This window comes from Azonexus hydrophilus, assembly GCF_905120355.1.
In the GTDB taxonomy this organism is placed as follows: Bacteria; Pseudomonadota; Gammaproteobacteria; order Burkholderiales; family Rhodocyclaceae; genus Azonexus.
On record NZ_CAJHOB010000021.1, the window covers coordinates 13,891 to 36,576 of the forward strand.

At 61.3% G+C, this 22,686-nt stretch carries 21 protein-coding genes, 1 pseudogene and 1 riboswitch; of the genes and pseudogenes, 6 read left to right on the top strand and 16 right to left on the bottom strand.

What is annotated here, in order from left to right; translation table 11 throughout:
• Nucleotides 1–19: 19 nt before the first annotated feature.
• Nucleotides 20–3,694 carry a methionine synthase gene (metH, locus tag JYJ39_RS13025; protein ID WP_205204887.1) on the bottom strand — a complete coding sequence of 1,225 codons (3,675 nt, stop codon included), beginning with the start codon at nucleotides 3,692–3,694 and terminating at the stop codon, nucleotides 20–22.
• 82 nt (nucleotides 3,695–3,776) lie between these two features.
• Nucleotides 3,777–3,848: riboswitch (S-adenosyl-L-homocysteine riboswitch) on the bottom strand.
• Nucleotides 3,849–3,975: 127 nt separating this feature from the next.
• On the opposite strand from metH, the gene JYJ39_RS13030 reads away from it, so the two are divergent.
• On the top strand, nucleotides 3,976–5,784 hold the full coding sequence (locus tag JYJ39_RS13030; protein ID WP_205204888.1) for a GGDEF domain-containing protein: 1,809 nt from the start codon (nucleotides 3,976–3,978) through the stop codon (nucleotides 5,782–5,784).
• 61 nt (nucleotides 5,785–5,845) lie between these two features.
• Here the strand turns inward: JYJ39_RS13030 and JYJ39_RS13035 are convergent, their stop codons facing one another.
• The 3 genes from JYJ39_RS13035 to JYJ39_RS13045 all read right to left on the bottom strand — a co-directional run bounded on the left by JYJ39_RS13035 (nucleotide 5,846) and on the right by JYJ39_RS13045 (nucleotide 8,283).
• Complete coding sequence (locus JYJ39_RS13035) at nucleotides 5,846–7,375, bottom strand: catalase (RefSeq protein ID WP_205204889.1); 1,530 nt, start codon at nucleotides 7,373–7,375, stop codon at nucleotides 5,846–5,848.
• Nucleotides 7,376–7,528: 153 nt separating this feature from the next.
• Nucleotides 7,529–7,813, bottom strand: a complete 285-nt coding sequence (locus tag JYJ39_RS13040; RefSeq protein WP_205204890.1) for a hypothetical protein — start codon at nucleotides 7,811–7,813, stop codon at nucleotides 7,529–7,531.
• A gap of 14 nt (nucleotides 7,814–7,827) precedes the next feature.
• A complete protein-coding gene (locus JYJ39_RS13045; RefSeq protein ID WP_205204891.1) occupies nucleotides 7,828–8,283 on the bottom strand; it encodes a SixA phosphatase family protein in 456 nt (151 codons plus the stop codon).
• Nucleotides 8,284–8,429: 146 nt separating this feature from the next.
• Here JYJ39_RS13045 and JYJ39_RS13050 point away from each other — a divergent pair, with 146 nt between their 5' ends.
• The 4 genes and pseudogenes from JYJ39_RS13050 (at nucleotide 8,430) to JYJ39_RS13065 (ending at nucleotide 13,005) form a co-directional block, all read left to right on the top strand.
• On the top strand, nucleotides 8,430–9,746 hold the full coding sequence (locus JYJ39_RS13050; RefSeq protein ID WP_205204892.1) for a DEAD/DEAH box helicase: 1,317 nt from the start codon (nucleotides 8,430–8,432) through the stop codon (nucleotides 9,744–9,746).
• Between the two features lie 168 nt (nucleotides 9,747–9,914).
• Nucleotides 9,915–11,105 (top strand): annotated as a pseudogene (locus JYJ39_RS14120) (methyl-accepting chemotaxis protein); the annotation flags it as partial.
• A gap of 188 nt (nucleotides 11,106–11,293) precedes the next feature.
• A complete protein-coding gene (locus tag JYJ39_RS13060) occupies nucleotides 11,294–11,950 on the top strand; it encodes an HAD family hydrolase (protein ID WP_205204896.1) in 657 nt (218 codons plus the stop codon).
• Between the two features lie 5 nt (nucleotides 11,951–11,955).
• The gene (locus JYJ39_RS13065; RefSeq protein ID WP_205204898.1) at nucleotides 11,956–13,005 is read left to right on the top strand and encodes an asparaginase; all 1,050 of its coding nucleotides are present in this window, start codon (nucleotides 11,956–11,958) and stop codon (nucleotides 13,003–13,005) included.
• On the opposite strand, the gene JYJ39_RS13070 is transcribed toward JYJ39_RS13065, so the two are convergent.
• Genes JYJ39_RS13070 through JYJ39_RS13110 form a run of 9 tightly spaced genes read right to left on the bottom strand, consistent with a single transcriptional unit; the run spans nucleotide 13,002 to nucleotide 20,373 of the window.
• Nucleotides 13,002–13,451 carry a nuclear transport factor 2 family protein gene (locus JYJ39_RS13070; protein ID WP_205204901.1) on the bottom strand — a complete coding sequence of 150 codons (450 nt, stop codon included), beginning with the start codon at nucleotides 13,449–13,451 and terminating at the stop codon, nucleotides 13,002–13,004. The two genes, JYJ39_RS13065 and JYJ39_RS13070, sit on opposite strands and share 4 nt — an antisense overlap.
• 1 nt (nucleotide 13,452) lies before the next feature.
• Nucleotides 13,453–14,208: an SDR family NAD(P)-dependent oxidoreductase gene (locus JYJ39_RS13075; RefSeq protein ID WP_205204903.1), complete on the bottom strand. Its 756-nt coding sequence runs from the start codon at nucleotides 14,206–14,208 to the stop codon at nucleotides 13,453–13,455.
• Nucleotides 14,209–14,238: 30 nt separating this feature from the next.
• Nucleotides 14,239–14,760: a DUF3833 domain-containing protein gene (locus JYJ39_RS13080; protein ID WP_205204905.1), complete on the bottom strand. Its 522-nt coding sequence runs from the start codon at nucleotides 14,758–14,760 to the stop codon at nucleotides 14,239–14,241.
• Nucleotides 14,760–15,980: an MFS transporter gene (locus JYJ39_RS13085; protein WP_205204907.1), complete on the bottom strand. Its 1,221-nt coding sequence runs from the start codon at nucleotides 15,978–15,980 to the stop codon at nucleotides 14,760–14,762. Before JYJ39_RS13085 ends, JYJ39_RS13080 begins: the two co-directional genes overlap by 1 nt.
• A 2-nt stretch (nucleotides 15,981–15,982) precedes the next feature.
• Nucleotides 15,983–16,525, bottom strand: a complete 543-nt coding sequence (locus tag JYJ39_RS13090) for a chalcone isomerase family protein (protein WP_205204909.1) — start codon at nucleotides 16,523–16,525, stop codon at nucleotides 15,983–15,985.
• Nucleotides 16,494–17,690, bottom strand: a complete 1,197-nt coding sequence (locus tag JYJ39_RS13095) for an SAM-dependent methyltransferase (protein ID WP_205204910.1) — start codon at nucleotides 17,688–17,690, stop codon at nucleotides 16,494–16,496. The genes JYJ39_RS13090 and JYJ39_RS13095 overlap by 32 nt, the downstream gene beginning before the upstream one ends.
• Nucleotides 17,687–18,451, bottom strand: a complete 765-nt coding sequence (locus JYJ39_RS13100; RefSeq protein WP_205204911.1) for a DUF1365 domain-containing protein — start codon at nucleotides 18,449–18,451, stop codon at nucleotides 17,687–17,689. The genes JYJ39_RS13095 and JYJ39_RS13100 overlap by 4 nt, the downstream gene beginning before the upstream one ends.
• Before the next feature lie 9 nt (nucleotides 18,452–18,460).
• Nucleotides 18,461–19,780, bottom strand: coding sequence for an NAD(P)/FAD-dependent oxidoreductase (locus JYJ39_RS13105; protein WP_205204912.1), 1,320 nt, complete (start codon nucleotides 19,778–19,780; stop codon nucleotides 18,461–18,463).
• A gap of 2 nt (nucleotides 19,781–19,782) precedes the next feature.
• Nucleotides 19,783–20,373, bottom strand: a complete 591-nt coding sequence (locus JYJ39_RS13110) for a glutathione peroxidase (protein ID WP_205204913.1) — start codon at nucleotides 20,371–20,373, stop codon at nucleotides 19,783–19,785.
• A gap of 107 nt (nucleotides 20,374–20,480) precedes the next feature.
• Here JYJ39_RS13110 and JYJ39_RS13115 point away from each other — a divergent pair, with 107 nt between their 5' ends.
• Nucleotides 20,481–21,437, top strand: coding sequence for a MerR family transcriptional regulator (locus JYJ39_RS13115; RefSeq protein ID WP_205204914.1), 957 nt, complete (start codon nucleotides 20,481–20,483; stop codon nucleotides 21,435–21,437).
• Here JYJ39_RS13115 and infA read toward each other — a convergent pair.
• The 3 genes from infA to JYJ39_RS13130 form a co-directional block, all read right to left on the bottom strand.
• Nucleotides 21,434–21,691 carry a translation initiation factor IF-1 gene (gene infA / locus JYJ39_RS13120; RefSeq protein ID WP_205204915.1) on the bottom strand — a complete coding sequence of 86 codons (258 nt, stop codon included), beginning with the start codon at nucleotides 21,689–21,691 and terminating at the stop codon, nucleotides 21,434–21,436. The two genes, JYJ39_RS13115 and infA, sit on opposite strands and share 4 nt — an antisense overlap.
• 150 nt (nucleotides 21,692–21,841) lie before the next feature.
• Entirely contained in the window at nucleotides 21,842–22,018 is a 177-nt protein-coding gene (locus tag JYJ39_RS13125) for a hypothetical protein (RefSeq protein WP_205204917.1), read from the bottom strand.
• Between the two features lie 121 nt (nucleotides 22,019–22,139).
• Nucleotides 22,140–22,343: a cold-shock protein gene (locus JYJ39_RS13130; RefSeq protein WP_205204919.1), complete on the bottom strand. Its 204-nt coding sequence runs from the start codon at nucleotides 22,341–22,343 to the stop codon at nucleotides 22,140–22,142.
• Nucleotides 22,344–22,686: the final 343 nt, after the last annotated feature.

A 22,686-nucleotide genomic window follows, 5' to 3' on the forward strand; every position in this document is an offset into this window, starting at 1 on the left:
GTTGCTGTTTTCCTCGCTATTACAACAAGGGGGCGAGCCAGCGCTCGGCTTCACCGAGCGTCATGCCCTTGCGTTGCGCCCAGTCTTCGAGCTGGTCGCGGCTGATTTTTGGAATGGCGAAATACTTGGCTGCCGGATGCCCGATGAAGAAGCCGGAGACCGCCGCGGTCGGTGTCATGGCGCAGGATTCCGTCAACGCCATGCCAATGGCCGGGGCATCGAGCAAAGCAAACAGATCACGCTTGGCGGTGTGATCCGGGCAAGCAGGATAGCCCGGCGCCGGTCGGATGCCGGTGTACTTTTCGGCGATCAGCGCCTCATTATCCAGACGTTCATCCGCCGCATACCCCCAGTAGCGGGTACGTACCTGCAAATGCAGCCATTCGGCAGCAGCTTCAGCCAGCCGATCGGCCAGTGCCTTGAGCATGATTGCTGAATAATCGTCGTGGGCTGCTTCGAAAGCCGCCACATGCGGATCAATGCCCAAACCGGCGGTCACGGCAAAAGCGCCTGCATAATCAGGCGGTTGCGCGGCATCGCCGACAAAATCTGCCAGTGCCGTATTGCTCCGCCCCTGCGGTTGTTTGATCTGCTGGCGCAAGCCGACCCAGCGGGCGGCTTCGACCGTGCGCGTTTCATCGCTATAGAACACGATGTCTTCGTTCTCGCTGCGCGCCGGATAGAGGCCGAACACGGCACGGGCCGTCAGCCATTGCTCGGCAATGAGCTTCGCCAGCATGGCCTGGGCGTCATGGAACAGCGAACTGGCTGTCTCACCCACCACCGCATCGCTGAGGATTGCCGGATAACGGCCCGCCAGATCCCAGCTGCGGAAGAAAGGCGACCAGTCGATGAACGGCACCAGCTCCGCCAGTGGAATATCGATGACCTGACGCCCCAGCTGGGCCGGCTTGACCGGCACATGCGCTTCGTTCCACGTGAAACGATTGGCCCTGGCTTCGGTCAGACTGACCAGCGTCGCCCCCTTGCGCCCGGCATGCTCCGTCCGCACCCGGTCGTAATCGGCGGCAATTTCCTCCAGAAAACCGGCCTTTTGTTCGACGGACAAGAGCTTGGTCGCCACACCCACCGCCCGCGAGGCATCCGGCACGTACACCACCGGACTACTCGTATTGGTGGCGATCTTGATCGCCGTATGCGCGCGGCTGGTGGTGGCGCCGCCAATCAGCAGCGGCACAGTGACGCCCTGGCGCTCCATCTCGCCAGCAACGTGCGCCATTTCTTCCAGCGACGGCGTAATCAGGCCGGACAGCCCGATGATGTCCACCTTGTGTTCACGCGCGGCGTGCAGAATGTTCTCGCACGACACCATCACGCCCAGGTCGATGATGTCGTAGCCATTGCAGCCCAGCACCACGCCAACGATGTTCTTGCCGATATCGTGCACATCGCCCTTGACCGTGGCCATCAGGATCTTGCCTTTGGCCCCCAGCCCGGATCGCGCCTTCTCCGCTTCGATGAACGGCACCAGATGGGCCACTGCCTGCTTCATGACACGGGCCGATTTGACCACCTGCGGCAGGAACATCTTGCCGGCGCCAAACAGGTCGCCGACATGATTCATGCCATTCATCAGCGGCCCTTCGATCACCGCCAACGGTGGCTTGCCTGCGGCGGCCAGCTGGGCCCGGATTTCCTCGGTGTCGGCCACGACGTATTCGGTGATGCCCTTGATCAGGGCGTGTTCTAGGCGCTTCTCCACCGGCAGCTCGCGCCAGCTCAGATCCGGCCCGGACTCCTTGCTCCGCCCTTCCTTGACCGTCTGCGCAAACTCCACCAATGCCTCACCGGCCCCGGGGTGACGGTTGAGCACCACATCCTCGACCTTGTCGCGCAAGGCGGGTTCGAGATCGTCATACACGCCCAGCATGCCGGCATTGACGATGCCCATGGTCATGCCAGCCTGGATGGCGTGGTAAAGGAAAACCGTGTGGATCGCCTCGCGCACCGGATCGTTGCCCCGGAAGCTGAAAGAGACGTTGGACACGCCCCCCGACACATGCGCATGCGGCAGATTCTGCTTGATCCAGCGGACCGCCTCAATGAAATCGACGGCGTAGTTGTCATGCTCCGGAATGCCGGTGGCGATGGCAAAGATGTTCGGGTCAAAAATGATGTCTTCCGCCGGAAAACCAATCCCGGTAAGGAGTTCATAGGCACGGGCACAGATTTCCGTCTTGCGGGCAAAGGTGTCGGCCTGGCCTTGCTCATCGAACGCCATGACGATCACCGCCGCACCATAACGACGTGCCAGACGGGCTTGCGCCAGGAACTGTGCTTCGCCTTCCTTCATCGAAATCGAATTGACGATGCCCTTGCCCTGAATGCACTTCAACCCGGCTTCGATCACGCTCCATTTGGAGGAATCAAGCATGATGGGCACCCGCGAGATGTCCGGCTCGGAAGCCACCAGCTTGAGGAATTTGTCCATGGCCGCGAGCGAATCCAGCATCGCCTCGTCCATGTTGATATCGATCACCTGCGCGCCGTTTTCCACTTGCTGCCGCGCCACTGCCAGAGCATCGTCGAAACGGCCCTCCAGAATCATGCGGGCAAAGGCTTTGGAGCCCGTGACATTGGTCCGCTCGCCGACGTTGACATACAGCGAGTCGGCAGTGACGTTAAAGGCTTCCAGACCGGACAGGCGCAATGCCGGCGCAATCTGTGGCGGCACGCGCGGCGCCAGGGTGGCCACCCGCTGCGCGATCTGGCGGATATGCTCAGGAGAGGTGCCGCAGCAGCCACCGACAATATTGACGATACCCTGCGCTGCCCAGTTGGCGATTTCAGCCGCCAACTCCTCCGGCGTCTCGTCATAACCGCCGAAGGCATTGGGCAGACCAGCGTTGGGGTGCGCGGAAACATAGCAATCGCAGACGCGCGACAGCTCCTCGACATACTGGCGCAATTCCTTCGCTCCCAACGCGCAGTTCAGGCCGAAGGAGAGGGGCTGCACATGGCGCAGCGAATTCCAGAAGGCTTCGGCAGTCTGTCCGGACAGGGTGCGCCCGGAAGCATCGGTAATGGTGCCGGAAATCATCACCGGCCAGCGCCGGCCACTTTCTTCAAAGAACTGTTCGATGGCGAACAAGGCCGCCTTGGCGTTCAGGGTATCGAATACCGTTTCCACCAACAGGATGTCCGCCCCGCCCTCGGTCAGGCCGCGCACGGCATCGAGATAATCTCCCACCAGCTGGTCGAAGCTGACGTTGCGGTAACCCGGATCATTGACATCCGGCGACAGTGAGCATGTCCGCGATGTCGGCCCCAGTACGCCGGCAACGAAACGCGGCTTGTCCGGCGTGCGGGCGCTGAATTCGTCACACAGGCGCCGGGCCAGCGCAGCACCTTCCCGGTTCAGCTCGCGCACGATGCCGTCCAGCTGGTAATCCGCCTGCGATACCGCCGTCGAGTTGAACGTGCAGGTTTCCAGGATATCGGCCCCGGCTTCCAGATAAGCGCGGTGAATGCCGCCGATGACATCTGGCCGGGTCAGCACCAGCAGGTCGTTATTGCCTTTCAGGTCGTGCGGATGCTCGGCAAAGCGCTGGCCACGGTAATCGGCTTCCTGCAGATTGTGGCGCTGGATCATGGTCCCCATCGCCCCATCGAGGATAAGGAGGCGCTGGGCAAGCAAAGTCTGGAGTTGGGCAGTGCGGTCTGGCTGGAGCATGGTCATCTCGATTGAACTCGTTTCAAACGACAAGAGGCTGCGGCAGCACAACAGACAACGCCGCAAACCAGTGTCGATACAGGATTTGCGAGCGCCGTTGAAATATGCCGAGCCTGGCCCTCAAAATTTCAAGGTCGCAGCGCCCCTCGGCAGAGGCGTGCAGTTTACCGACAGTGGCGGAGAAAACCAAATCCTGCCGCTGCGGCAGCCGGCGCGCAATGTCACAGGATTGAAACACGCCCCCGGCACACTCCGGGCATCTTTACCGTGACACGAGACTCATGGCCATTCTGCACGACACCAATTTTTCCGAATTACGCCGCATTCTGGACGACTCCCTGCTGACCCCCGTATTCCAGCCCATCATCGATTTCCGGACGCGAACGATTTTGGGGTATGAAACCCTGATCCGTGGCCCGGAAAACAGCCCACTGCATAGGCCGGACGTCTTGTTTGCCGCTGCCAGCGCACTTGAACTGACCCTGCCGCTGGAACGCCTGTGCCGGGACAAAAGCCTGCGCGCCTTTGCCCGCCTCGGCCTGGGCGGGCGGCTGTTTCTCAATGTCACGCCGAGCAGCCTGCTCGATCCGCAGCTGATCAATGGACACACCCAGGCGCTACTGGATGAAATCGGTTTGCCCGCCCATCGCATCGTGCTCGAACTGACCGAACAACAGCGTGTGACCGATCTACCGGACATCCACGCGGTGCTTGCACACTATCGCGGGCGCGGTTTCCAGATCGCCATCGACGATCTGGGTGAAGGTTTCGCCAACCTGCGCATGTGGTCCGAGTTGCAGCCGGAATTCGTCAAGATCGACAAGCATTTTGTACATGGCATCGCCGATGACCGCATCAAGTACCATTTCGTACGCGCCATGCAGGATCTGGCCGGGATCTGCAATGCCGCACTAGTCGCCGAAGGGATCGAACGCAGTGAAGATTTCAATTGCCTGCGCGAGATGGGGATCGCCTGCGGCCAGGGTTATTTCATCGCCCGCCCCACGACACAGCCCCCGCTCACGCTTCCGGAACACGCCCTGGCGGCACTCGATCGGCGTCAGGTCTCGGTCATGCCGCACGCCTTCGGCTACGGTAAAACGGCAACCGCCGGCGCCCTGCTGCGCTGGGTTGCACCACTGCCCTTGAGCGCCAGCAACGACGACGCCGTCGCCCGTTTCGAGAGTGAACCCGAACTTTCCGTCCTGCCTGTCGTCAAGGGCGAACAACCCGTCGGTCTGCTCAGCCGGCAAAGCCTGATCGACCGCTTTGCCCGCCCATTCCGGCGCGAACTCTACGGCGCCAAGGGGTGTGAAATGTTCATGGACCATACCCCGCTCATCGTCGATCAATACGCCAGCGTGCAAGAGCTCGCCCTGATGCTGGCACAGGCGCCCAAGCATTCCCTGCTCGACGGTTTCATCGTTACCGGCAACGGCCGCTATCTCGGTATCGGCAACAGTCAGGACCTGATGGCAACCATTACCGAAATGCAGATCAGCGCCGCCCGCTATGCCAACCCACTCACCCAGCTGCCCGGCAACGTACCGATCAACGAGCATATCGACCGGATTCTTGCTGCCGAGGTCGAGTGCGTCGCTGCCTACATCGACATCGATAATTTCAAACCCTTCAATGACCATTTCGGCTACCGCCGCGGTGATGACCTGATTCAGCTACTGGGCCGGTTGATCTGCGAAATCGCCGACACCCGCAATGATTTTGTCGGCCACATCGGCGGCGATGATTTTTTCGTCATTTTCCAGAGCCCGCACTGGGAAACCCTCTGCCAGGACATCGTGCACCGCTTCAGTGACATGGTCAGCAAGATGGTCGGCCCGCATGAGCAGACCCAAGGCGGTTACCTGGCAGAAAACCGGCGTGGCGAACTGGGGCTCATTCCACTGCCCACACTATCGATCGGGATCGTCAAGGTGGGCCCGTTGCAATTCGAATCCAACCGCGAAGTCGCGGCTGCCGCCGCCGAGGCCAAGAAGCAAGCCAAGAAACGCCTTAAGGAGCAAGGTGGCAAGGGCAACATCTTCATCGAGCAACGCCGCCATCAAAGCCCCGTCACCTATCTGAACTGAAACGCCAGAAACAGCGCGGGGCCGCACCTGGCGGCCCCGCGCTTGGTTGCTACTGACTCGATCAGGCCGGCAAGGCGACCAGCGGATTACCGAACATGGGATCATCCTTTTTCGAGGCCAGCGCTGTTGCCAGATCAAGACCCAGCGCCTTGGCCACACCGGCACCGTAGGCCGGATCCGCCGCATGGCAGTTGCGGATGTGGCGGAACTTGACGAACTCCGGGGCGTCACCCATGCCACGTGCGGTATTGCCAAACAGGGCTTCCTGCTGTGCCGGCGTCATCAACTGGAACAGCTTGCGCGGCTGCTCGAAATAGTTGCTGTCGTCCTGATGGTAGCTCCAGTGCTGGGCATCACCGTTGATCTTCAGCGGCGGTTCGGCGAAATCCGGCTGCGCCTGCCACTGACCAAAACTGTTGGGCTCGTAGTGCGGCGCGCCACCATAGTTGGCGTCAACCCGCCCCTGGCCGTCCCGGTGGTTGCTATGCACCGGACAACGGGCAGCATTGACCGGGATCTGCTGGTAATTGGCGCCCAGACGGTAGCGCTGCGCATCCGGGTAGTTGATGAGGCGGGCCTGCAGCATGCGGTCCGGCGAGACACCAATGCCCGGCACCAGATTGCTCGGCGAAAAGGCCGACTGCTCGACATCGAGGAAGAAGTTTTCCGGGTTCCTGTTCAGCTCGAATTCGCCGACTTCGAGCAGCGGATAATCCGCATGCGGCCACACCTTGGTCAGATCGAAGGGGTGATAAGGCACCTTCTCGGCATCGGCCTCCGGCATCACCTGCACGTACATCGTCCACTTCGGGAAATCGCCGCGCTCGATGGCCTCATACAGGTCGCGCTGATGGCTTTCGCGGCACTTGCCAATGACGGCTTCCGCCTCGGCATCGGTGAGATTCTTGATGCCCTGCTGGGTCTTGAAATGCATCTTGACCCAGAACCGCTCACCATCCTTATTCCAGAAACTGTAGGTATGCGAGGAAAAACCATGCATGTGGCGATAGCTGGCGGGGATGCCGCGGTCGCTCATGACCACGGTGATCTGGTGCAGGGCTTCCGGCAGAAGGGTCCAGTAATCCCAGTTGTAGGTGGCGCTGCGCAGATTGGTCCGGGGGTCGCGTTTGACCGCCTTGTTCAGATCGGGAAACTGGCGCGGATCACGAATGAAGAAGACCGGCGTATTGTTGCCGACCATGTCCCAGTTGCCTTCTTCGGTATAGAACTTGAGCGCAAAACCACGGATGTCGCGCTCGGCATCCGCCGCACCACGCTCGCCGGCGACGGTGGTGAAACGGGCAAACATCTCCGTCTTTTTCCCGACCTCGGAGAAAACCTTGGCACGGGTGTAGCGGGTGATGTCCTTGGTCACGGTAAAGGTACCGAAAGCGCCCGAGCCCTTGGCATGCATGCGCCGCTCAGGAATCACTTCGCGTACGAAATTGGCCAGCTTTTCGTTCAGCCAGACATCCTGCGCCAGCAGAGGGCCACGCGGGCCGGCAGTAAGACTGTCCCGGTTGCTACTGACGGGCATCCCGAAATCGGTGGTCAGATGCGTCACCGGGCACTGCGAAGGTTTGTTCGACATGATTCATCTCCTGATGTTGTGATCACTGCGGTACAACCGCCTAACGAGTGCCACCTTAGTTCATCCCCCCCGGATTGTCCATTGAATAATAACTATCATCGGCATAGTCAGCGCCAAAGACGAGGCAGCAACCGACATGCCCCTGGCGCGCGATCAGCCGCTTTCACGCTCCTGATTCGCCAGCGCCTTATCGGTGATTTCCTTGTAGAGATCGGCTAATTTGGCAGCAAACGACTGGTAGTCCGGATGCTCGGCAATCAGCGGCTCACTTTGCCGGGCATCCTGCATCGATTCACCCAGAAAGGCGAGATCGGCATCGTTCAGCACCTCACCCTGACTGACCCGCGCTTGCATATCGAGCAGACGGGGCAAACGCTGTTTTTCCAGGCGTTCGAGCATGACGGTCAATACGCCCTGGTCCTTGGCTTCCTGATTCACAATGAGCTCCTTGGTCAAGGCAGCAATTCTACCGGCATCACGGCACGCAGCAGCGTCTGTATCTGCCCTTCCCGCAGACGACTTTTCAGCCAGCAGATACTGCCTTTGCGCAGGCTCCAGGCCGCTGCTTCACCACACAGGAGCTGCGCCGCAAGTTCGCCCAGCGCCGGCTGATGGCCTACCAGCAACACATTGCCCTTACCCGCAGGCCAGCCGCTGGCGGCAAGCAGATCATCGACCGTCGCCTGCGGCGCGATCCCCGGACAGACCTCATGCGGCAGCCCAAGCGCTTCGGCCGTTTGCCGCGTACGCACAGCCGGACTGACCAGAATACGGCAGTCCGGGGGCAACCGTCCTGCCAACCAAGCCCCCATGCGCAAGGCCTGTTTGCGCCCGCGCTTGGTCAACGCCCGGTTGAGATCATCGCCACCTTCTGCCGCTTCGGCGTGACGCCAGAGAATGAGGTGCATCGATGGACTCCCAGCAGCAAAATAACAGGGGCATCTTAGCCCAGTAGCACGCCGTGTCACTCAAGATTCACGCAGGCAGTGTGCTCTTTCGGAGTGCCTGCTGGAGCCCGGAGTAAAATCGCCCGTTTTCAACCGATTGCGCCGCCATGACCTTTGCCAAACTGGGCCTGACCGCCCCGCTGTTGCAGACGCTAGACACCCTGGGTTACACGACGCCGACACCGGTCCAGCAGCAAGTCATTCCGCCCGTGCTGGCCGGCCGCGATGTCCTGGCCGCGGCGCCGACCGGCACCGGCAAGACCGCCGCCTTCGCCCTGCCCCTGCTGCAACAGCTGGCCACCACGACAACCGCAACAGCTGCCGGCAGCGTGCGTATCCTGGTGCTGGTCCCGACGCGCGAACTTGCCGAACAGGTCATGACCGCCTGCACCACCTACGGCGCAGGGCTTGGGCAAAGCACCTATGCCGTCTACGGCGGCGTCAAGCTGGGACCGCAAATTAACCGGCTACAGCAGGGTGTGGATATTCTGGTCGCCACGCCAGGGCGGCTGCTCGACTTGTTCACGCGCAATGCCGTAGGCCTGCGCGACGTCACCACGCTGGTGCTGGATGAGGCCGACCGCATGCTCGATCTGGGGTTTGCTGCCGATCTCGACGTGATCTTTCAGGCACTGCCACGCACCCGGCAGACCCTTCTTTTTTCTGCCACTTTTGCACCCAGCATCAACGAACTGGCCGGCCGCCGCCTGCGCAAACCGCTGCGCATCGATGCCGCCCCCCGCCAGACCAGCGCGGCAACGGTACGGCAATGGGTGGTGCCGGTGGATAAACGCAAGAAAAGCGAGCTCTTCCTGTTCATGCGCCGCGACCGGAACTGGCAACAGACCCTGGTTTTCGTGCGCACCCGCCAGGGGTGTGAGGAATTGCTGGCCCGTTTGCACAGTAAGGACATTCCAGCCGCCACCCTGCACGGTGACCGCACCCAGGCCGAGCGGCAGGCAGCGCTCGCTGCCTTCAAAGCCGGCACGGTGGAGGTGTTGATCGCCACCGATGTGGCCGCGCGCGGCATCGACATTGCCGGCCTGCCACTCGTCGTCAATTACGACCTGCCCGATCAACCGGAAGACTACATCCACCGCATCGGCCGTACGGGCCGCGCCGGACTGCCCGGCACCGCCGTCTCCCTCGTCTGCGCCGATGAAGCGCCGCGCCTGGCCGCCATCGAGCAGCGTCTGAAAAAACAGCTCGCACGCGACGAGGAACCTGGATTTGAACCGCAGCATCGCGTCCCGGCCACCGCCCCTGGCAGCTTGCCACGTCCGCGTCCGGCACTGCGCACGAACAAAGCCGGCGGCCGCGGTAACTGGGTCGATGAATTCGCTCCCGCCGGCAAAGGCACCGGTAACAGTCGTCACCGCAACGGCCCGGCAGGCACGCGCAAAACCGCGGGCCGTGGGCGTTAATCCCGCCGATCCCCGGCAATCTCGGCATCGCTTGCTTGCTGAACTCCGGGCCAGCGTGGCATGCTCGACACTCGCTTATCGCACACTGGAAACACGATGTTCGGGAACAACCGCCACTTACGTGAAGAACTCTCGGAACTCAAGGAAAAACTACAGCGTCAGCAAGCGCTCACCAACGCGCTGGATCGCTCCAACTCCCGCATCGAATTCCGTCCCGATGGCAGCATCGTTAACGCCAACGATAACTTCCTGCGCACCATGGGCTACACCCTGGCTGAAATTTCCGGCCAGCACCACCGCATCTTTTGCGATAGCAAACTGACCGGCTCACCGGAGTACGAAAAATTCTGGCAACGCCTGCGCCAAGGCGAATACGTTGCCGGGCGCTTCAAGCGCCTGCGCAAGGATGCCCAGCCGGTTTGGCTGGAGGCCAGCTACAACCCCATCCTGGACAGCAATGGACAGGTTCTGGGAATCGTCAAACTGGCGACCGACATCACCCAGGAGGTGCTGCAGGAGCAGGACCAGAAAGCACGCCTGGCCGCAATCGACCGAGCCATGGCGGTGATCGAGTTTGATCTGGCAGGGAACATCCTCACTGCCAACGACAATTTCCTGACCACCATGGGTTACCGCGCAGCCGACATCAAGGGCCGGCAACATCGCATGTTCTGCGATGCAGAACTGGCGAACAGCCCGGATTACGCCCGCTTCTGGCAACGCCTGAGCGCTGGCGAAGTCATCTCCGGTCGTTTCAAACGGCTCCGCGCCAACGGTTCGATCGCCTGGCTGGAGGCCAATTACAATCCGGTGCTCGATGCCGAAGGCAAGCCTTGCAAGATCATCAAATTCGCCACCGACATCACCGCCGAAATCGAGCGCATGGACAGTGAAATCCGTAACGCCGACGAAGCACTGGATATTTCGCGCGGCAACCAGGACCTCTCCGAGCAGGGCGCCAGCGTCATTGAAGAAGCGGCCAGCAAGATGCTGCAGATCGCCAATGCCGCCCAGGATGCCGCCAGCACCATCGAGGAACTGGGGCAACAATCCAGCAAGATCACTTCCATCGTCCAGACCATCCGCGAAATTGCCGACCAGACCAATCTGCTCGCCCTCAACGCCGCCATCGAAGCCGCCCGCGCCGGCGAGCAAGGGCGTGGCTTTGCGGTGGTCGCCGATGAAGTGCGCAAACTGGCCGAACGCACCAGCGCATCGACCAGCGAAATCTCCGCCATGATCGACAACGTACAGAGCGGCACCCGCTCGGCCATGGACAGCATGGCCCGGACACTGGCCGAAGCGAACGCCAGCGTCACCCTGGCCAGCCAAGCCGCTGACTCGATCGGCAGCATCCGCGACGGCGCCCGCCGCATCGTGGAGGTGGTCGAAGAAGTGGGCCGTAACCTGCGCCAGCAGGGGTAAGCCGGCGTACCGGAAAGGCACCGTTTCGGCCAAGATCACTCTTCCCGCCACCACCGCACCCGCCCATTGCCCCCTGGACGCGCCGAGCCGCAGGCAATTTTCTCCTGATTCCGAACCCCACCATGGCCCGCTATTCGCACATCCTCTTCGATCTCGACGGTACCCTGATCGATTCCGCCCCTGCCATTCTGGCCAGTTTCCAGGCCGCTTTTGCTGCTTCCAGCGTCACCCCGGTGCGCCCCATCAGCAATGACATCATCGGCCCGCCACTAACAGAAACCCTGCAACTGCTCGCCGGCAGCACCGATGCCACACTGATTGCCCGCCTCAGTGAGGCTTTCAAGGCCAGCTACGACAGCAGCGGCTATCAGGCCACGACGGCCTATGCCGGTGTCAGCGAACTGCTGCACGAACTCGCGGGCGCCGGATACAGCCTGTCCATCGCCACCAACAAGCGCCTGCATCCGACGCGATTGATCCTCGACTTCCTTGGCTGGCAGCGCTGTTTTGCCCACGTCTATGCGCTCGATCTATTCACCCCGCGTCTGCCCGACAAAGCCAGCATGCTGCAGCGCCTCATCAGCGACCAGGGCATACCGCCTGCGACAGCGGTGTATATCGGCGACCGTGCCGAAGACGGTCTTGCCGCCACCGCCAATCAGCTGCCTTTCATTGCCGCCACCTGGGGCTATGGCAGCCTGAGCCCCGCCGAACTGGCACCCGGCTGGAAGTTGGCCAGCACGCCACAGGCCCTGGCCGCACTCCTGCGCAGCGGCTGAACACCATGGCGGGCATCCTTATCCTGCATACCGGCGGCACCATCGGCATGCGACTGGGCGCACACGGCTTGCAGCCCGATCCCGAATTCTGCGCCACGCTACAGGTACACCTGAAGCAGGTACTCACTCCGCAGCAACCCGTCAGTATCAAGACCCTGGCGCCGATCGACAGCGCCAACCTGCAGCCCGCACACTGGCAGAACATGGCGCATGCGCTACTGGAAAACTGGGATGACTACACCGGTATCGTCATCCTGCATGGCACCGATACCCTGGCCTGGAGCGCATCCGCGCTCTCCTTCATGCTGCAGGGTGCGGACAAGCCGGTCATCTTCACCGGCGCGCAAATTCCGCTGGCCCGGTCCGGCTCAGATGCCCCCGCCAATCTACGCCTGGCGCTACATGCTGCGGCCCAGCCGCAACTGCGGGAAACCTGCATCGCCTTCGGCGGTAGCCTGTTGCGCGGCAACCGGGCACGCAAAACCAGCGCGCAGAATTTTGCCGCTTTCACTTCATCCAACTATCCGACCCTCGGTGCCGTGAGCGACGACGGCATACCGGCGTTTCACGTGGAACGCTTCTTGCCCGCCGGGCAAAAAAGTTTCTCCATCCCGCACTTCCGGCCCCGCGCCGTCGCCCTCCTGCCGCTTTATCCCGGCGTCAGTGGCGACAGTGTCCGGGCCTTGCTCGCCAACCCGGAATTACGCGCCATCGTGCTGCAGAGTTATGGCAGCGGCAACGTGCCCGACAGCGACACCGACTTCATCGACAGCCTGCACACCGCGCACGCCCGCGGCATCCTGCTCGCCAACAGCACGCAGTGCCCGCACGGCCGGGTCACCCAAGGGGCCTACGCCACCAGTCACGTCCTCGACCAGCTGGGCGTTATTCCCCTCGCGGACATGACCCCGGAAGCCGCCCATGCCAAGCTGCACTTCCTGCTCGCCAGCACGGACAACAGGCCACAGATCGTCGCTGACCTGCAGCGCAGTCTGGCCGGCGAAGTTTCCCCTTTTGTCTCCCCTTCCACACCCCCGCTACCGCAGCCCGTCTAAACGCGGCCAGGCCGGCAGGCAAAGGCGCTCTTGAGATAACGCAGCAAGCCGCCCAGCAGCGGCAGCTTCATGTACAACTCCTCGGCCGCATCCCAGTAATCACGGTGGTAATTGATCTTGCCGTCGGGTGCGAACCGGAGATGCGACACACCGCGAATCAACTGTTCCCGGTTTCGCCCCGACAAACGCGCCCGAAAGTGGAATTCCCAGAGCAGCATGGCTCCCCGGGTATCGGCGATACATTCGCTGACCACGAAACGCGGCGCCTCGACCTGGCGGAACATGTGGGCAAAAATCGCGGCCACCGCCTCAACCCCGTGCACCTCGTTGAACGGGTCCTTGAAATAGGCATCGTCACTGTAGAACTCGGCAAAGCGCGTAATGCCCTGCGGCGTCAGCGTCTGGTAGAAGGCAATCAACTGCTCGACAGAGGAAGTGTGTGCCATGTCAGGCTCCGGTGATGCGGCGAATGAGCGGGAAATACCAACGGTACGGCAGCAGCGACAGCAGTTTCAGCAGGCGCGTAAACCGCTTGGGAAAATGAATTTCGAAATGTCCCGTGCGGAAACCATCAAGCACCGCAAGCGCGGCCTGCTCGGGCGTCTGCAGTGCCGGCATGGAAAAATCGTTCTGCGCCGTCAACCGCGTCTGCACAAAGCCGGGATTGATGACCCAAACACCGATACCGCGCGGTGCAAGGTCGAGATACAGGCATTCGGCCAAATGGATCAAGGCCGCCTTGCCTGGCCCGTAACACAACGCCTTGGGCAAACCGCGATAGCCGGCAACGCTGGCCACGAAAGCGATGCCACCGCCCGGACGAAGATCCGGGAGCACGGTGGCCAGCAGGCGCAGGGCACCGTTGAAATTGACGTCGATCACCTGCTCGGCCCGCGACAGATCGAATTCATCCGCCCGCATCGGCACGTAATCACCGGCCAGATACACCACCAGATCGATACCGCCCCAGGCCTCCTGCAACACCTGCCGGGCGGCTGCGAGACTGTCGACTGCCGTCACATCGCAAGGCAGAAGCACGGCATCGGCGATCTCCAGCGCCTGCAGCTTGTCCACCGAACGGGCCGACAGAGCCAGGCGGGCCCCCTGGCTCGCCAGCAGCCGCGCCAAAGCGGCGCCAATGCCAGTCGACGCGCCCACCAGCCACACCCGGCGCTCACGCCAGTCAGTCATTTTCGGGTTCATCGCAGCCTCCTTGGCAACCGTACCGGCAGATCAGCGTTTGACAAACGTCAGCGTCACTTCGCCAAGCCTGAAGCCCCACTTCGACATGTAGGAGCGGTTCATCATCACCTTGTCGTTCATCAGGAACATCCAGTCATCGAAATCGACGTGGTAGGTCTTGCCGTCGACCGGCAGTTCCAGCACGTAACGCCAGCGTAAGGCGTTGCCGGACACTTCGCCGATTGCTTCACCGATCACATCGTCAGCCGTGCCGCGGTAAGTCCCGTCGGCCTGGCGGGTGAGTCGCCAGACGCGGCGCGACGTGCTGCCGTCGGACCATTGGAAATGCTCATCGAGCACGCCGCGATCACCCTCCCAACTGGCGTGAATGACCACATGAAAGCGTTTCTTCACCTCCCCGGAGCGCCCCTGAAACATGCCCCAGGCGTCCAGCGTGCCGTTCAGGTAGGTTTGCAGGTCCAGCGCCGGTTGTTCTGCCTGGTAATGCTCGACGCCCGTCGCGGCACAGGCCGTCAAACCAAGGGAAAAAAGGGCAGCAGTCAGCAGTTTCATCAGCGTATCTCCAGATAATTGCGCCAGCGCCAGAGCAGACTGGCGGCCAGCACCTTGAAAACGAGCGGCAGCAAGGCATACACGCCTACCAATGCCGACAGCCCGTGGCCACTGCCCGGCTGGTAGCCGAGCAGGCTGAGCGCCGGCAGGGCAAGCCCGGCAGCCAGGGCAAGATTGAGCTTGGCAACGAAATTCCAGACGCCGAAATAGGCGCCCGACTGCCCCTGGCGCTCGCCAAGATCAGCCGCCAGCGCCGCCGGCAGCGCCAGATCGGCACCCAGCGCCAGGCCGGAAAGGAGGCAGATCAAGGCAAACGGCCAGAGCGCACCGGGGCCCAGCAGACTGGTTCCGGCAAACGCACACATCGCCAGCAGCATCGCCAACGCCCAGGCCCGCACCCGCCCGAAACGCGCGGCCAGGGCAACCCAGGCCGGCAGGGAAAGCGCACCGGCAATGAAGTACAGCGCCAGCAGCGGGCCGCTGGCGGCCTCCAACGCCAGCACATCGGCGACAAAAAAGAGGAACAGCGTCGCCGGCAAGGCGGCAGCAACACCATTGGCAACGAACACCAGCAGCAAGCGGACAAACGCCGGATCGGCAAACAGCCGCAGCAGACTGGCACCGAATCGCCCGGCCGGCGGCAAAGAACGCCCGCCCGCACCCGTCCCACCCAATGTCACTACGGCGGCGCACAGCAATAGAGGCGGCAACACCCAGGCCAGACGCGAAACACCCACCCCGAAATCCGCCGCCAGCAGCGCCGGCAGGGCCGCCGCCAGAACCACGCCAAACAGGCCGAAACCTTCGCGCGCCGCAGTCAGGCGGGTACGTAGGGCGACATCTTCGCCCAGGGCAGCCCCCCAGGATTGATAGGCGACAGAAGCCGCTGAATACCCCAGATAAGTCAGCGCCAGCGCCGCCACCAGCCACGGCGCCGCGTGCGTAGCCGGCGGATTGAGCAGCGCGACAAAACCACACAGCAGCGGCAACAGGGCCCAGGCCAGCATTTTCCGGCGCGGCAGACGATCGGCCAGCCAGCCCAGCCAAGGGTCAATGGCGGCATCGCAGACGCGGGTGAGCAGGAGAATGCCACCGAGCAGGGCCAGATCCATCCCCCCCACTTCGGCGTACAAACGCGGCACATGCACATACACCGGCAAGGCAGCAAAAGCCAGCGGCAAGCCAAGCACACCGTAGGCGAGGATGCGTGTTGGCGCCATGTTCACCCCGCCGGGCGGCTCAGCAATGCAACGCGCAGTTCCGGGGCGCTGCTGCGGCTATCGAGCCAGATCGCGAAAAAAGCAGCCGCAAACCCGGGCGCCGAAATTTCACCGAGCAAGCGCTCGCCCTGATAGAAATAGGCGATCCCGGAACGGTAGACACCCAGAATATGATCGCCCGGCTCGACATCCGGGAACACCTGCCGCATCTGCTCGCCCCAGGCCTGCAGACGCTGTGGGTCACTGACGAAGCGGCGCATTTCGCGCACGCTGGCGTCGACAATCGCAGCACCGGAAATGCTGCGTTTATAGTCAAGACGCAGGGCCAGGGGCGGCCGCTGGGGATCGCTACCGGCCCAGAGCGTTGCGCTATAGATCAGAAAACCAAAGCGCCTGAAATCGCCACTCCCCCACCTCGACAAACCCTCCAGCGGACTGGCCGCAGCAGGCACCGGCAGCGCCAGCACGGGTGACAGCGCCAACACCCGCAACAGGGCCCGACGCCCGGCCAGTTCAGCGGTGGGCGAGTTCGAACTGGACCACATCGATGTTGCCGGCTGCAAAACCGGCCTCGCAGTAGCAGAGGTAGAAGTGCCACAGACGGCGGAAGGTGTCATCGAAACCCAGCTGCGAAATCTGCGACCAGTTGGCCTCGAAAGAAGCCCGCCATGCGGCCAGCGTCCGGGCATAGTCGAGACCGAACGCGAATTCATCGGTCACCTGCAGCCCCTGGCGTGCCGCCGCCTGCCGGAAGACACGGCGCGAAGGCAGCATGCCGCCGGGGAAAATGTATTGCTGAATGAAATCGGTCCCTCGCCGGTAGCTGGGAAACAGATCGTCGCGGAGGGTGATGCTCTGAATCACCGCCTTGCCGCCTGGCTTCAAGGCTCGCGCAACGGTGGAAAAATAAGTCGGCCACCAGCGCTCACCCACCGCTTCAAACATCTCGATGGACACCACATGGTCGAATTTTTCCTGCGTATCGCGGTAATCCTGCAAACGTAGATCGGCCTGTGGCACGCGTTTGCGGGCCCATTCGAGCTGTGCCGGCGACAGGGTCAGGCCGGTCAGCTGCAGGCCATCAGCTACCGCCAGCTCGGCAAAACCGCCCCAGCCGCAACCGATTTCCAGTACCCGCTCCCCCGCCTTCGCCTGCAAGCGGTCAAGGATGCGCCGATATTTGGCATGCTGCGCCATCGACAAGCTGGCATCTTCGCCGACCGGATAGAGCGCCGCCGAGTAACTCATGCTGGGGTCGAGCCAGGCACGGTAAAAATCGTTCCCCAGATCGTAGTGCGCCATGATGTTGCGCCGGCTGCCGGCACGGCTGTTGCGATTGAACCAGTGGCGCACGCGCGCCGCCAGCAATTGCCGCCAGGAACCGTACACGGCGCGTGCCAGCACCTCGCGGTTGCGCGCCAGCAAAAGCAGCAGCGCCGTAATGTCAGGCGAGTCCCACTGCCCGTCGAGATACGCTTCTGCCAGGCCGATGTCACCCCGCGCCAGCACACGGGCAAACAATGCCTCATCGTGCACCTGCAGCGTCACCCCGCGCTCACCATCACCAAACAGCGCGCAACTCCCATCCGGCAAGCGAACTTCAAGCAGGCCGCCGGATAGTTTTTCGAGCAGCGCAAACACAGTACGGGTATCACGCGCCAGCGGCTCATAGCCGCGCAGGATCAATGCCTGATTGACAGTCTGGTTCATTTGGATGATTCCTCCAGGGTTCGGGGACCGGGATGCGCGCCATGAAATGGCACACCTTTGCGCCACAACTTGAACGCCTGCCAATGAATGCGGGCAAACACGCCCAGCGTAAGTAAAGGCATGCGCAAAAAAGCCTTGAGCACGGCCGCGGCTGACCATGCCTGCGGCTGGCCGGAAATTGCGGTGAGCAGCACTTCGCCTTCGGCATCGTCGTAGTCGATACGACACAGCTGCACCTGGCGCTGACGCTGGAAACGGAAGCGGTAACCGCCTTCAACCACGTTGAAGGGTGAAACGTGAAACAGCTTGTCGGCGCGCAGCTCGGCACCATCGGGCAGAACTTCACCCGCACGGTGCAGCAAATAGCTTTGGCTGGCACCGAAGGTGTTGTTCACTTCGGCCAGAATGGCCACTAGTTGCCCGCTACGGTCGTGACAAAACCAGAAGCTCACCGGGTTGAAAACGAAACCGAGGACGCGCGGGAAAGTCTGCAGCACGATCTCGCCATCCGTGGGCAAACCATGCTCCGCCAGCAAGGCTTCGATCCAGGGCAGCAGCGGGCTGCCATCGCGCGGGCCGTGGTCCTTGCTGTAGAAACTGACGAGATTGCGGCGGTCAATGGAAAAGAACGCACAGCGTGCCGCCGCCAGCTGGCGCAGCGGCAGCTGCACGTAGAAGACGGGGTAAACAAAGGCATTCACCGCCGGCCGCAAGCGACGGTGCATCACATTGCCAAGACAGAGTTTGGGCTGGGCGTTCATGGCAGCGTCTCAGGCGCTCGCCGGCAGGTACTGCGACACAACCGCACCCCCCTGCCAGGGCGCCTGCACCCCCAGGCCGTTGGCAACCCGAAGCGCCGATTTCAGTCCGTCTTCATGGAAACCATAACTGCCCCATGCCCCGGCCAGCCAGATGCCGCCTTCGCCCTGCACCTCGGCCAGCCGTTGCTGGGCTGCGATGGCCGGGGCGTCGAAGATCGGGTGGGCATACTCGAATTCGGCAATGACCTGCGCTGGATCGGGTTCTCGCGCCGGATTCAGTGTCACCACCACCGGTGCCGAGAACGGCAACGGCTGCAACTTGTTGATCAGGTAAGAAACACCGACCGGCTGTGCGTTCTCGCCTGCTCCCGGCGCTCCCTGACCGGCAAAGTAGTTCCAGGCCGACCACAGCTTGCGGTCGCGCGGCAGCAACGCCGGGTCACTATGCAGTACGGCGCGGTTGGGCTGGTAGCGGATCGATTCAAGCACCGCGCGCTGACCATCGCTGGCCGTCAGGCCAAGAATGCGCTTGCTCTGATCGCTGTGGCAGGCGAGCACGACCTGATCGAAATACTCGCTGCCCTGTGCATGCGTCAGCCGCAGACCACCGGCTTCACGACTGACCGCAGTGACCGGGCAAGCAATGCGCACGTCGCTCAATTGCGCTGCAATTTTCTTCACATACTCGCGCCCGCCGCCTTTGACCGTGCGCCACATCGGGCGGTCGAAAATCTGCAGCAAGCCATGGTTCTGGCAGAAGCGAATGAAGGTCGCCAGGGGCATGTCGAGAATCTGCCCGGTCGGGCAGGACCAGATTGCCGCCGCCATCGGCAGTAAGTACCAGTCGGCAAAGGCATCCGAATAACGTCCCGCGACCAGGAATTTGCGCAGGGTGCGCCGGTCGTCAGGATACTTGAGCAGCCAGTCCTTGCTTTCCCGATTGAAACGCAGGGTATCGGCCAGCATCGACCAGAAACGGCGCCGCAGCAGGTTGCGCTTTTGCCCGAAGAGCGTCGCCAGATTACTGCCGGCCCATTCCAGATCAGGATTTTCCAGACTGACCGAAAAGGACATCTCGGTCTCCACGCTATCGACGCCAAGCAAGGCGAACAAAGCAATCAGATTGGGATAGGTTTTTTCGTTGAACACGAGAAAACCCGTATCCACCGGGTGAGTCTTGCCTTCCAGCGTGACATCGACCGTATTGGTGTGGCCACCAAGATAATTTCCGGCTTCAAACAAAGTGACCTCATGCTGGCGCGACAACAGCCAGGCCGTGGCCAGACCCGAGATACCGGCACCGACCACAGCAATGCGTTGCGGGGACATGTTCATTGTGCATTCCTTGCGACGGGAGAATTGGGGGCCCGGAGAAATTCATCAATTTTTTTCAGCAGCTTGCCGTCGTCAGGTTCAGTCAGGCTGGAAAACGCAACAACCTGGGTAGCATCACGGTTGATCAAATACTTGTGGAAATTCCACTTCGGCGTGCTGCCGCTAAGCTCTGCCAATTGCCGATAAAAGGGGTTGGCGCCCCGGCCTTTGACCACGCTTTTGGCAAACATCGGAAACCTGACCCCATAGGTCAGGCGGCAGAAATCGGCAATTTCCCCATTGCTGCCGGGCTCCTGTTCGCCAAAATCGTTTGACGGGAAGCCGAGCACGACCAGGCCCTGTTTTCCGAGACGGTCATACAGCTTTTCCAGCCCGTCGTACTGCGAGGTAAAACCACAGTAGCTGGCGGTATTGACCACCAGAATGACCTTGCCCCTGTAATCGCACAACGACACGGGTTTGTCGTCTTGCAAACGGTTAAAGCTGTGATCAAGCAAGGCCGGACAAGCCGCACTTGCGGCGGCCGGCGTCATACCTAGTGACACCAGTCCCAGCATTCCCAACAGTCGCTTCAGAAGTGTATTCATGTTCAACCAAACCTTGTTTGTCCTAGACAAATTACGAATTTGTTCGTACAGTAGTGCCCGAAAAAGCACTTGTCAACTGTTTGTCTAACTCTTGTTCAGGACAAAACATGATCAGCACCCGATTCAGTATTGCTGCCGTCGAGCGTGATACCGGCTTGTCTAAAGACGTCCTGCGCATGTGGGAACGGCGCTACGGTTTTCCACTGCCAGAACGCGACGCCAATGGCGAACGCGCCTACCCGGCTGCGCAGGTAGAGCGCCTGCGGCAGATAAAACGCCTGATGGATCAAGGGCATCGCCCCGGCAAACTGCTTGCCCTGCCGGTCGAAGCCCTGGCCGCCCTGGCACCACGCCAAACTCGCTCCACGCGTAGCGAGCACATCGCCGAAGATGTACATGGGCTGGAGGATTTGCTGCTGCTGATCAAACAACACGATGCCAACGCCTATACGCAGGCCTTGCAGCAGCGCCTCGCCCGACACGGCATGCAGCGTTTTGTCCAGGACATCGTGGCACCGCTGACGCAGTACGTTGGCGAAGCATGGGAAGACGGCCGCATCGAGGTATTCGAGGAACACCTGTTTACTGAACTGACCAAACGCGTACTGCGGCAGGCAATGACCGCCCTGCCAGCGGGCCTGGGTTCGCCCCGCGTATTGCTGACCAGCGTGCCGGAAGAGCAACACGTCCTCGGCCTGCTCATGGTTGAAGCGCTCTTCGCGCTCGAAGGGGCCGAATGCATTCCCCTTGGCACCCAGATGCCACTCACCGAGATTGCCCGCGCCGCACAGGCTCACCAGGCCGATATCGTCGCCCTGTCGTTCTCAACCGCATTTCCCCATCGCCAGATTCCGCCGCAACTCGAACAGCTACGCCAGTTACTGGCGCCGGAAACAGAACTATGGGTCGGCGGTAGTGGCATCCACCGGGTCACTCCGCCCGCCGGGGTCAAATTTTTCAGCAGCCTCAAGGCAGGCGTGCAGTCACTGACCGAGCGCGCACAAAAAAAGCACCCTGAAGCGGGTGCTTTCCTGCACATGCCCTTGCCGGGCGCGGCTGATTAACGCTGACGTACGCGCGGTGCGGCTGGAGGCCGCCCCTCGATGTGACGGAAAGTAATGCGGGCCTTGGTCAGATCGTAAGCCGACATCTCGAGCGAAACCTTGTCGCCCGCCAGTACGCGGATATGATTCTTGCGCATCTTGCCGCCGCTGTAGGCAACCAGCGTATGCCCATTTTCCAGGGTGACACGAAAGCGGGAGTCGGGCAGTACTTCCATCACAACCCCTTGCATTTCAATCGGTTCTTCCTTGGCCATGGTCGTTTCTCCGGTGTAAATCGTTAGGGCAAGCCCAAAATGCGAATATCGCGGATTGAGGTTTGCGTCCCCGATCCGAAATGGCACAGCACAGACGAGCTAACTGGCAGCTGCCAGATTTTCCTTACCCAGTCGTCTGCAGACTGGGAATTAGCGTGGCGTGACCTGATAGCGACGCAAGTCGCACTGGGACAAACCTGCCAGTTCGCCGACAACGCGGCTGACACCCTGTCCTAGCAACCACCAGGCGCCGCCATAAGGCAACACACTGACACTTGCATCGGCACAGAGCTGATGAGCTTTTGCTCTTTGTTGTTCTAGATTCATTAATTCTCTTGCTGATTATTTTTCGGCATCGGTCGGAGCCGATTTCACCCCCGCGTTGGCAATCCTGCCGGTTCAGGGGTGGCGGGCAGCTGCAACAGCTGCCCGTGCTGCACCTGTAAGATCAGGCAGCCTGAATGTTGCTTGCCTGCTTGCCCTTCGGGCCGGTCGTGATATCGAAATTGACGCGCTGACCTTCGGTCAGGGTCTTGAAACCGTTGGATTGAATCGCCGAAAAATGAGCGAAGAGATCTTCACCACCATCATCCGGCGTAATGAAGCCAAAACCCTTGGAATCGTTAAACCACTTCACGCTACCTGCTGCCATATCTTGAATCTCCTGAAATTTACGGGGCATGGCCCCTGAATGGGGCGAGATCAAGAGAGCGAGGTGAAAATGGGGGAATGCTGCCGCACTGCTGCGGATACTAGACCAACAAAATAACGACACAACTAGAAATCGCTGCGGTGCACCATACGCACTATCGCGCGATATAGCAAACAAAAATTGAAAATAAATTCAGTGCGTTGTCCAAAACCATGTATTTCAATTGCATAAATTGAATAGAATTTTTTGTCTTATTATTTTATTTGCATGAAAAAACCACCCCGAAAGGTGCGGTGGTCCCGGTCGTTTGGACAGCCACCGGGCTGGAATAAGCTAAGGCCGG

What these genes read in the sequence shown, in the direction of transcription:
- metH (WP_205204887.1), bottom strand. Translation starts at nt 3,694, where the DNA reads ATGCTCCAGCCAGACCGCACTGCCCAACTCCAGACTTTGCTTGCCCAG.
- JYJ39_RS13030 (WP_205204888.1), top strand. Translation starts at nt 3,976, where the DNA reads ATGGCCATTCTGCACGACACCAATTTTTCCGAATTACGCCGCATTCTG.
- JYJ39_RS13035 (WP_205204889.1), bottom strand. Translation starts at nt 7,375, where the DNA reads ATGTCGAACAAACCTTCGCAGTGCCCGGTGACGCATCTGACCACCGAT.
- JYJ39_RS13045 (WP_205204891.1), bottom strand. Translation starts at nt 8,283, where the DNA reads ATGCACCTCATTCTCTGGCGTCACGCCGAAGCGGCAGAAGGTGGCGAT.
- JYJ39_RS13050 (WP_205204892.1), top strand. Translation starts at nt 8,430, where the DNA reads ATGACCTTTGCCAAACTGGGCCTGACCGCCCCGCTGTTGCAGACGCTA.
- JYJ39_RS13060 (WP_205204896.1), top strand. Translation starts at nt 11,294, where the DNA reads ATGGCCCGCTATTCGCACATCCTCTTCGATCTCGACGGTACCCTGATC.
- JYJ39_RS13065 (WP_205204898.1), top strand. Translation starts at nt 11,956, where the DNA reads ATGGCGGGCATCCTTATCCTGCATACCGGCGGCACCATCGGCATGCGA.
- JYJ39_RS13070 (WP_205204901.1), bottom strand. Translation starts at nt 13,451, where the DNA reads ATGGCACACACTTCCTCTGTCGAGCAGTTGATTGCCTTCTACCAGACG.
- JYJ39_RS13075 (WP_205204903.1), bottom strand. Translation starts at nt 14,208, where the DNA reads ATGAACCCGAAAATGACTGACTGGCGTGAGCGCCGGGTGTGGCTGGTG.
- JYJ39_RS13080 (WP_205204905.1), bottom strand. Translation starts at nt 14,760, where the DNA reads ATGAAACTGCTGACTGCTGCCCTTTTTTCCCTTGGTTTGACGGCCTGT.
- JYJ39_RS13085 (WP_205204907.1), bottom strand. Translation starts at nt 15,980, where the DNA reads ATGGCGCCAACACGCATCCTCGCCTACGGTGTGCTTGGCTTGCCGCTG.
- JYJ39_RS13090 (WP_205204909.1), bottom strand. Translation starts at nt 16,525, where the DNA reads ATGTGGTCCAGTTCGAACTCGCCCACCGCTGAACTGGCCGGGCGTCGG.
- JYJ39_RS13095 (WP_205204910.1), bottom strand. Translation starts at nt 17,690, where the DNA reads ATGAACCAGACTGTCAATCAGGCATTGATCCTGCGCGGCTATGAGCCG.
- JYJ39_RS13100 (WP_205204911.1), bottom strand. Translation starts at nt 18,451, where the DNA reads ATGAACGCCCAGCCCAAACTCTGTCTTGGCAATGTGATGCACCGTCGC.
- JYJ39_RS13105 (WP_205204912.1), bottom strand. Translation starts at nt 19,780, where the DNA reads ATGTCCCCGCAACGCATTGCTGTGGTCGGTGCCGGTATCTCGGGTCTG.
- JYJ39_RS13110 (WP_205204913.1), bottom strand. Translation starts at nt 20,373, where the DNA reads ATGAATACACTTCTGAAGCGACTGTTGGGAATGCTGGGACTGGTGTCA.
- JYJ39_RS13115 (WP_205204914.1), top strand. Translation starts at nt 20,481, where the DNA reads ATGATCAGCACCCGATTCAGTATTGCTGCCGTCGAGCGTGATACCGGC.
- infA (WP_205204915.1), bottom strand. Translation starts at nt 21,691, where the DNA reads ATGGCCAAGGAAGAACCGATTGAAATGCAAGGGGTTGTGATGGAAGTA.
- JYJ39_RS13125 (WP_205204917.1), bottom strand. Translation starts at nt 22,018, where the DNA reads ATGAATCTAGAACAACAAAGAGCAAAAGCTCATCAGCTCTGTGCCGAT.
- JYJ39_RS13130 (WP_205204919.1), bottom strand. Translation starts at nt 22,343, where the DNA reads ATGGCAGCAGGTAGCGTGAAGTGGTTTAACGATTCCAAGGGTTTTGGC.